The 3,745-nt window shown below is 73.2% G+C and carries 1 protein-coding gene; it reads right to left on the bottom strand.

What is annotated here, in order from left to right; genetic code table 11:
• Positions 1-3,745 (bottom strand): SDR family NAD(P)-dependent oxidoreductase (locus ACIQZO_RS40365; protein ID WP_403636396.1); only part of this gene is annotated, 3,745 nt, incomplete at both ends.

Genomic DNA, 3,745 nt, shown 5'->3' with positions numbered 1-3,745 from the left:
TTGCTGGCGCCGTCCTGGTTGACGGCGGAGCCGCGGATGACGGCGAGGACCTCGTGGCCGTTGCGCCGGGCGTCGGAGAGCCGCTCCAGCAGCAGGATCCCGACGCCCTCACTCCACGTCGTGCCGTCCGCGGAGGCGGAGAAGGACTTCACCCGGCCGTCGGGAGCCAGCCCGCGCTGTCGGCTGAATTCGACGAAGGGCCGGGGCGTGGCCATGACGGTTGCACCGCCGGCGAGCGCCAGGGTGCATTCGCCCTGGCGCAGGGCCTGGGCCGCCAGGTGCAGGGCGACGAGGGAGGAGGAGCAGGCCGTGTCGACCGTGATCGCCGGACCCTCCAGCCCGAAGGTGTAGGACAGTCGGCCGGAGGCCACGCTGCCGGCGCTGCCGGTGCTCAGGTACCCCTCGTACTCGGCCGGCACGGCGGACAGGCGGGAGGCGTAGTCGTCGTACATGGTGCCGACGAACACGCCGGTGCGGCTGCCGCGCAGGGTGGCCGGGTCGATGCCCGCCTGCTCGAAGCTCTCCCATGTGGTCTCCAGCAGCAGGCGCTGCTGCGGGTCGATCGCGAAGGCCTCGCGGGGCGAGACGCCGAAGAACTCGGCGTCGAAGCGGTCGGCGTCGTAGAGGAAGCCGCCGTGCCGCGTGTAGCTCTTGCCGGCGCGGGTGGGGTCGGGGTCGTAGAGGTGGTCGACGTCCCAGTCTCGGTTGGTGGGGAAGGGGCCGATCGCGTCGACGCCGCCCGCCACGAGCTGCCACAGGTCCTCGGGGGAACGGGCGTCCCCCGGGTAGCGGCAGGCCATGCCCACGATGACGATCGGATCGTCCTGGCCGCCGCCGAGTGCGGCCGTGGCGGCAGCGGACTCCTGCGAAGGGCGGGCGGCCGCCTCGCCGGCGATCCTGGCGAGCTCGGCGAGGACGAAATCGGTGAGCGCACCGGGGGTGGGGTGGTCGAAGACGGCGGTCGCGGGAACCGCGATGCCGGTGTCCGACGCGAGCCGGCGCCGCAGCTCCATACCGGTGAGGGAGTCCATGCCCAGCTGGATGAAAGGCCCGCTGTCGATGACGGCGGCGGGCCCGGCCAGCCCGAGCACGGCGGCGACGGTGGCCCGTACGAGCTCACTCGTGGCGCGGCGGCGATCGGCCGGGGGAAGGTCGGCGGTGCGCTCGGCCCACGAGGACCCGGCGGCCGCGGCGGCACGGCGGCGCGGGGCGCGCACCAGGGTGCGCAGCAGCGCGGGCGCTGTCTGCTCCGGGGAACGCAGCGCCTCGAGGTCCAACTCGATCGGAACGAGCTCCGGTTCCCCGGACGCGAGCGCGGCGTCGAACAGCTCCATCCCGCGCTCGGGGGTCAGCGCAAGGATGCCCCTGGCCGCCCACCGCTTGATGCCGGCCTCGGAGAACTGGGCGGCCATGCTGCCCGTGCTCGTGTCCCAGAGTCCCCAGGCGAGGCTGGTGGCGGGGAGGTTGTGGTGGTGGCGGTGGTGGGCGAGGGCGTCGAGGTAGGTGTTGGCGGCGGCGTAGTTGGCCTGGCCGGGGTTTCCGATGAGTCCGGCGATCGAGGAGAACAGGATGAAGTGGGTGAGGGGGTGGTTCCGGGTGAGCTCGTGGAGGTGGTGGGCTGCGTCCGTCTTGGGGCGCAGGACCCGGGTGATGTGGTGGGGGGTGAGGTTGTCGAGGGTGGCGTCGTCGAGGGTGCCGGCGGCGTGGATGACGGCGGTGAGGGGATGGGCGGTCGGGACGGCGTCGATGACGTCGGCCAGCTCCGCACGGTCAGAGGTGTCGCAGGCGGTGATGGTGATGTGGGCGCCGGCTGCGGTGAGTTCGGTGGCGAGTTCCTGTGCGCCGGGGGCGTTCGGTCCGCTGCGGCTGGTGAGGAGGAGGTGCTTGGCGCCGTGGTGGGTGACGAGGTGGCGGGCGAGGATGCGGCCGAGTCCGCCGGTGCCGCCGGTGATGAGGACGGTCCCCTCGGGATCCAGCGGTGCGGCCGCGGCGCCCACGAGGGGGGCGGTTTCGAGACGAGGGGTGTGTAGTCGGCCTTCGCGGAGGGCGAGTTGGGTGTCCGGGACGGTGACGGCGGTGTGAGCCGCGGTGGTGAGGTGCTCGGTGGTGTCGATGTCGAGGAGGGTGATGCGGCCCGGGTACTCGTTCTGCGCGGTGCGGACGAGGCCGGTGAGGGCGGCGGCGGGCAGGTCGAGGATGTCCTCGTCGGTGGTGAGGGCGGTGGCGCCCCGGGTGAGGACGACGATGCGGGTGGAGTCGAGGGCGGGGTCGGCCAGGAGTTCCTGGAGGGTGGCCAGGGTGTCCTGGACCGCCGCGTGCACCTCGGTGATCTCCTGCGACAGACCGATGAAGGACGGCAGTGCCGTGCCCGATGCGAGCGCGGCCCGAAGGGCGGCCACGCCGACGTACGTGTCCCCGGAGACGGCCCGGCCCAGCCCGTGCGGGTCGCAGCCCAGCACAGCCCAGGGCCCCGTAGGAGCCACCTCGGCCGCCGGGAAGGGCTTCCACGCCATGCGGTACAGCCCGTCCTGCTTGCCGCCACGGCCTTGGAGATCACCGGCCGGGCGCAGGGCAATCTCGTCCACGGTCAGTACGGGTCGGCCGTCGGCGTCCGTCGCCGTCAGTGAGGCGGCGCTCGCTCCGTTCGGCACCAGGCGCACCCGCAGCGCGGTCGCACCCGTCGCGTGCAGAGTGACCCCGTTGAAGGAGAACGGGACGTTCACCTCGTCGGACTCCTCGATCAGCAGACCGTGGAGAGCGGCGTCCAGGGCGGCGGGGTGCAGGGCGAACGCGTCGCCGTCGATGCTCTCCGGCAGCGAGATCTCGGCGTACACCTCCGTACCGCGTCTCCATGCACGCCGCAGGCCCTGGAACACCGGGCCGTACGCGTATCCGCGCTCGGCGAGGCGGGCGTAGAGGTCACCGACCGCCAGCTCGCCCGCACCCTCCGGCGGCCAGACGGCAGCGCCGGGCGCGGGTACCGGGCCGGACTCGGCGAGGACGCCGGAGGCGTTCCGGGTCCACTTCTCGTCCGCCCCGCCCTCGGCCCGGGAGTGGACGGTGAAGGTGCGGGTGCCGGACTGCTCCGCGCCGAGGGCCAGTTGGAGGTGGACCCGGCCGCCCTCGGGGACGATCAGCGGCGCCTGAAGGACCAGCTCCTGGAGCCGGTCGTGGCCGAAGCGCCCGCCCGCCGCGACGGCCATCTCGACGAAGGCCGTGCCCGGCAGCAGCACGGTCCCGGAGACCGCGTGGTCGGCGATCCACGGGTGGGTGCTCTGCGAGACCCGGCCCGTGTACAGCAGCCCGTCTCCGCCCGCGAGGCTGGTCACCGCACCGAGCAGCGGGTGCTCGGCCGGCGTCAGACCCAGACTCGCCACGTCCTCCGCCGTGGCCGGGCTGTTCAGCCAGAACCGGGCGCCCTGGAAGGCGTACGTCGGCAGGACGACCCGTCGCGCACCGGGGAAGAGGCGCTCGGCGTCCAGTGCCGCGCCCCGGACGGCCGCATGGGCCAGGGCGGCCGCCAGCGTCCGTGCCTCGGGGCGGCCCTTGCGCAGGACGCCGACGGCCGTCACCGCGCCCTGGGCGATGTCCTCTCCGAGGATGCGGGTCGTCATGGCGGTGAGGGTGGGGTCGGGTCCGATTTCGATGTAGGTGGTGGTGTTGGTGTGGTGGTGGAGGTGGTGGATGGCGTCGTTGAAGCGGACGGTGTGGCGGAGGTGTTGGACCCAGTAGTCGGGGTTGGTGA

The organism is Streptomyces sp. NPDC097617 (assembly GCF_044761485.1).
Classification (GTDB): domain Bacteria; phylum Actinomycetota; class Actinomycetes; order Streptomycetales; family Streptomycetaceae; genus Streptomyces.
The sequence above is the reverse complement of the archived record's forward strand: the minus strand, read 5'-3'. Positions and strand labels throughout refer to the sequence as shown.